3 protein-coding genes are annotated in these 4,889 nt (G+C 28.2%); 1 reads left to right on the top strand and 2 read right to left on the bottom strand.

Going from position 1 to position 4,889, the window contains the following annotated elements:
• Positions 1-1,553 (bottom strand): bifunctional glutamate--cysteine ligase GshA/glutathione synthetase GshB (gene gshAB, locus RYK99_RS08670; RefSeq protein ID WP_314991830.1); only part of this gene is annotated, 1,553 nt, incomplete at its 3' end.
• Between the two features lie 193 nt (positions 1,554-1,746).
• On the opposite strand from gshAB, the gene RYK99_RS08665 reads away from it, so the two are divergent.
• A complete protein-coding gene (locus tag RYK99_RS08665) occupies positions 1,747-3,039 on the top strand; it encodes a cytidine deaminase (RefSeq protein WP_314991829.1) in 1,293 nt (430 codons plus the stop codon).
• A gap of 257 nt (positions 3,040-3,296) precedes the next feature.
• Here RYK99_RS08665 and RYK99_RS08660 read toward each other — a convergent pair whose 3' ends face one another.
• Positions 3,297-4,688, bottom strand: a complete 1,392-nt coding sequence (locus tag RYK99_RS08660) for an ISL3 family transposase (protein WP_314991828.1) — start codon at positions 4,686-4,688, stop codon at positions 3,297-3,299.
• Between the last annotated feature and the right edge of the window lie 201 nt (positions 4,689-4,889).

The following is a 4,889-nucleotide window of genomic DNA, read 5'->3' as shown; positions in this document are numbered from 1 at the left end:
TAATTAAACTTCTGAATTGCTTCATCTAAACTAGAGACCTCATATCCTTTAGGTACTCTAAAACCTTTTTCAGCAAGAACTTTCTTTGTTACTACTTTATTTTCCATAATTAATGGAGAGATATAACTATCTTTACTCGTCATATTTCCATTTTTTACATATTCAATATGATCTTTATTTTCTAAACGAATAAATTGATCATTTTCATCAATTACATCTACTTTAATTCCATTTTTTATAGCATCTTCTATTACCGCCTGTGTAGAGAGTTCCATGTTAGCAAAAGCACTTAATGAATAATATTCTCTTAATGCCTCTTCTTTATATTTTTTAGCAAGTTCGATACCAACTCTAGACATATTGTTATCTTTTTCATACTCAGCTAATAACTTAGCTCCTAGAGTAATTTTTGGATTTTGTAGTTCTTTTATTTTTTCATCGATTAATTTAATATCATTGTCAAATAAACCTAATTCCTTAACTAGTTCTTTCATTTGATTTAATAACCATATTCCTTCTTCCTCATAAGGAACATTTTCATATGGATGAGTTAATGCAACATTTTCACTATACTCATAACCTAATGATTCTGAAGTTTCTTTATTTTCTTCATCTAACCAAACCAATGTTTTTAGGAATAAATGAACAAATCTTATATCTTGATCTAGTATGCCAAAAGGTGCAAATGGATTTAAATCGAAAAGACGGAATTCCATATATTTAATACCTTCTTTAGGAAACTTCACGATAGTATCAGCTCCTCTAAAGCGAACGCTAGAGTAAAATTCTTTTTCAGCTATTAGATTCCCATTTTTCACATAACCTGTAATATCTTCAATATATTTTTCTAATGAACTGTACGATACTTTAATATCATCATCGTTAACATAACCATATCGACTAGTACGTAAACTTCTCACATAATGATCCGGTTTTATTCCATTTGTAAAATACTTATCTTCAGCTAATGGAGAAGCTCCATATAGGTATATTAATATCCATTGATATCTAATAAATTGTCTTGATAATTTTAAATAAATTTCATTTTTTACACTAACTAAATTTTTCTTAGTAATTTCTGAAATTTTCTCCATAAACTTATCATCAAGTTGGAAATTATAGTGAATTCCTGAAACCATTTGTTTATATTTCCCATATTTTTTTACTAAATACTCTCTATACTCTACATCGAATTTTTTCTCAAATTGAGCAACTCTTATATCCTTTTCATCTGGTAGTATAGCTGGAATACTTAAAGGCCATATGAATTCATCAGCAGGCATATTTTTAAGTGTAACCTCATGAACTGCATTTAATACTCTAAGTACATCTTTTTCACTGGTTTCTGGAGTTGTAATAAGTTCAACTTGTGATTCAGCAAAATCTGTCTGTATATATGGATTTTCATGACGTACTCCAAATACTTTTGGATGATCAGTTTTTGAAATCGTACCATCTTCTAAGATACGTTGTCCCTCTTTTTCTAAACCGATTTTTACATTAGTAAATATCTCTTCTAAATTATTATTTTTAATTAAATCTCTAATTATCATATTTTATCACTCTCTACATACAATCTAGTTACATTCTATCTTATCATAAATATACAATTTATAATAGAAATTAAGCTCAAAATAAAGTATATTATTACAAACACTTACAAAATACTTCCTCTTATGTTATAATCAAATTACACTGAAGAAAGGGGTATGAAATTCGATAAATAATCGTATTTCTTATAATTATATGATTAAATTAATTGCTAGCGATATGGATGGCACTTTACTAAATAGTGACCACAAAATCCCAAATGAAAATGTAGAACTTATAAAATTTGCTCAAAAAAATGGAATTCAATTTGTAGTAGCTACCGGAAGAGCCTATTATGAAGCATTACCTGCATTAAATGATGAAAATATAAAGTGTGATGTTATAAGCTTCAACGGGGGAATAATATACGATAAGAATGGGAATATAATTAATATTACTCCAATGAAATTAAAAGATTTATACTATACTATTGAAATACTAAAAAGTTTAGAAATAAGCTATCAACTTTATACAAAAAATACCATTTATACAAATAGTATAGAGACTGATATAACTGCATATATCGATTTAATACGAGCAAATGGTGAAGAACCAAATGAACAACACTTAAGACAAGAAGCTAAAAATAGACTTGAATTGGGACATATTACCGAAGTTGAAAATATAGAATTATACTTAAATCAAGAAGACAATCCTGCTATTAAAGTAATTGGAATATCAAATGACTTAGAAAAATTAAAACATGCAACCGAACTACTTTCAGGAAATGAGAATATAAGCGTTACTTCATCTGGAGCTAATAACGTAGAAATTATGGACAAAAAAGCTACAAAAGGTGAGGCATTAAAAATAGTCGCTGATATACATGATATCAACTTAAAAAATGCTATTGCTATAGGTGATAACCTTAATGATCAAGCAATGCTAGATATAGTTGAATATAGTATCGCGATGAAAAATGGAAATAAAGAACTACAAAAAAATGCTAAATTCATTACTGAAAAAACAAACTCAGAAGGTGGTGTCGCCGATTCAGTTATGAAACTACTAAAAGAAAAAAATGAATTCTATGAAGACATTAATCAAACTCTAGTAGAAGCCGCTATAGAAGCAACAAAGTTTGCGTACGTTCCATATTCAAACTTTAAAGTTGGTGCAGCAATACTCGCAGATAATGGAAAAATATACACTGGATGTAATATAGAAAATGCAAGCTATTCACCTACTAACTGTGCAGAAAGGACTGCAATATTCAAAGCTGTTAGTGAAGGAGTAACAAAATTCAAAAAAATTGCAGTAGTGGGGGGACCAAACGGTAACCTAGAAAACTACTGTCCACCTTGTGGAGTATGTCGCCAAGTTATATCTGAATTTGCAGATGAAGAATTTGAGTTAATTCTAGGAACATCAAAAAACACATATGCAGTATACAACTTTTTTGAAGAAGTATTACCACTTAGCTTCACAGCAAAAGAATTGAAAAAATAAAAAAATTAAGAGCAGCTCTAATATATAGAATTGCTCTTATTTTTTATGGTTCTACAAAATTTAGGACTGATGAGAAGGGTCATGAGCTTAAAGCTCATGATTCCTTTTTTTTAAAATAGATATTAAAAAGATAATTTTTTGATTGAAATTAAATAGTTAAACATTGTAAATTAAATTTTAGTTCTTGAATTTTATCTTGTCAAGAAATTATATATTATAAATAATGGATTTAGCTATGAGAATCATATAATTCAGTTTTAAGCAGCTAAATTATCATAATCAATTAGTTGTTTAACATTTCTATCAGTATTAGAATATCCTAGGTTGAATACGATCAAAACCCTAGCTTTAAGACTGAAGAAATTTCTATAACCATAACCTGTACGCTTTATATTTTTAACCTTATTAATGATACCTTCTATTGGGCCATTGGATAGATTATATCTCAACGAGTTTTCAATATATGATTTATTATTAATAAATGTTTTAAAAGTAGCTGAGAATTCTTCAGCTATAGTATCCCTATTTGAGTTTATAATATCAAAGAATCCTTTATAATTTCGTACGTCAAATGCGTCATAAAGCATTTGAGTCGTATAATATGCATCCTTTAATACTTCATCTTGATTGATAAGATGTCTAACTATTTCTCTACTTGTAATCCATTGTTTAAAATGATCTTTCTTTCCGTAATCATCAATAGATACTTCATCTTCACGCTTTAATAGTAATTTCCAATATGCTTTGAATTGTTTATAAATTTGTTCTTTTTCTTTGATTTCATCGTTAGTATCATCTTTTAAAACAGTATTGAATCTTTTCATAACACGTATTCTAAGATTGTTTAATGAGTTGTTTAAAGCTTGTATTATATGAAATCTATCAATTATTACAGTGGCATTAGGGAAGATATTTTTAATCATAGCCATATATCCTGCATTCATATCTGTACAGACCATTTTTACTTTTAAACGTTCTTTTAGTGAATACCTAGATTTAAAATGATTTACTATAGTAGCTCTTCTATGGTTTGTAAGTATATCAATTACTTTATGAGTTAAAGCGTCACAATAAATAAAACTTAAATGACCTTCAACATCATTAGTTGATCTAAATTCATCAAGACATAAGTATTCAGGTAATTTAGAAGATGGCCTCTTTGTCTCTGATTCAAATAATTCTTTTTGAATATTATAGACAGTCATATCACTTATATTACATTCTCTAGCGATAGATTTTCTAGATGCTTCTAGTGTTAATCGGTATATGACTTCTCGTTTTAATTCAAGTGAGATAGTAGATTTACCTTTAGTTATCGATGTTTCAGCTGTAGAGTATTGATTACAATCTCTACAGTAATAACGTTGTTTATCTAAGTGGAGATATGTATTTGAACCTCCACATTTTTGAAGTTTAATGTAGCTAGTTTTACATCCATTTTTAATAACTTTAGAATTACATTTGATACCACATTTATCGCATTTGTGGCGTTCGTATTCAAGTTTGGCATAAACGACTTTAAACAATACTTTAGGAGGAAGAGGACTATCTTCATGTTTTGAACAAGTTACTTCTTCAACTCCATTAATTTTAATATTATTATCGATTACCCCTAGTAATTTTTTTATATCTATACTATAATTAATCATGACACAAATATTCCTTTCTTTAGTTTTGGTCGATTAAATTATAATGGATATTTGTGTTTTTTTCTATGCTTTTTTTCACTTTTGTATATAATTTAATCGGACTGATTTTTTCCATCAGTCCGATTTTTTGATGAGCCTTTTTTATAAAGGTTGTATACTAAATCCGGGGCATGGAAAAATTCCAGCCCCGGATTTCAATTT

Origin of the sequence: uncultured Gemella sp., assembly GCF_963537375.1 — a bacterium.
In the GTDB taxonomy this organism is placed as follows: Bacteria; Bacillota; Bacilli; order Staphylococcales; family Gemellaceae; genus Gemella.
Note: the sequence above shows the minus strand (reverse complement) of the source record. Positions and strands in the feature narration are given on the sequence as shown.

Excerpts from the sequence above, each read along its gene's own strand:
- RYK99_RS08665 (WP_314991829.1), top strand. The coding sequence starts at position 1,747 with ATGATTAAATTAATTGCTAGCGATATGGATGGCACTTTACTAAATAGT.
- RYK99_RS08660 (WP_314991828.1), bottom strand. The coding sequence starts at position 4,688 with ATGATTAATTATAGTATAGATATAAAAAAATTACTAGGGGTAATCGAT.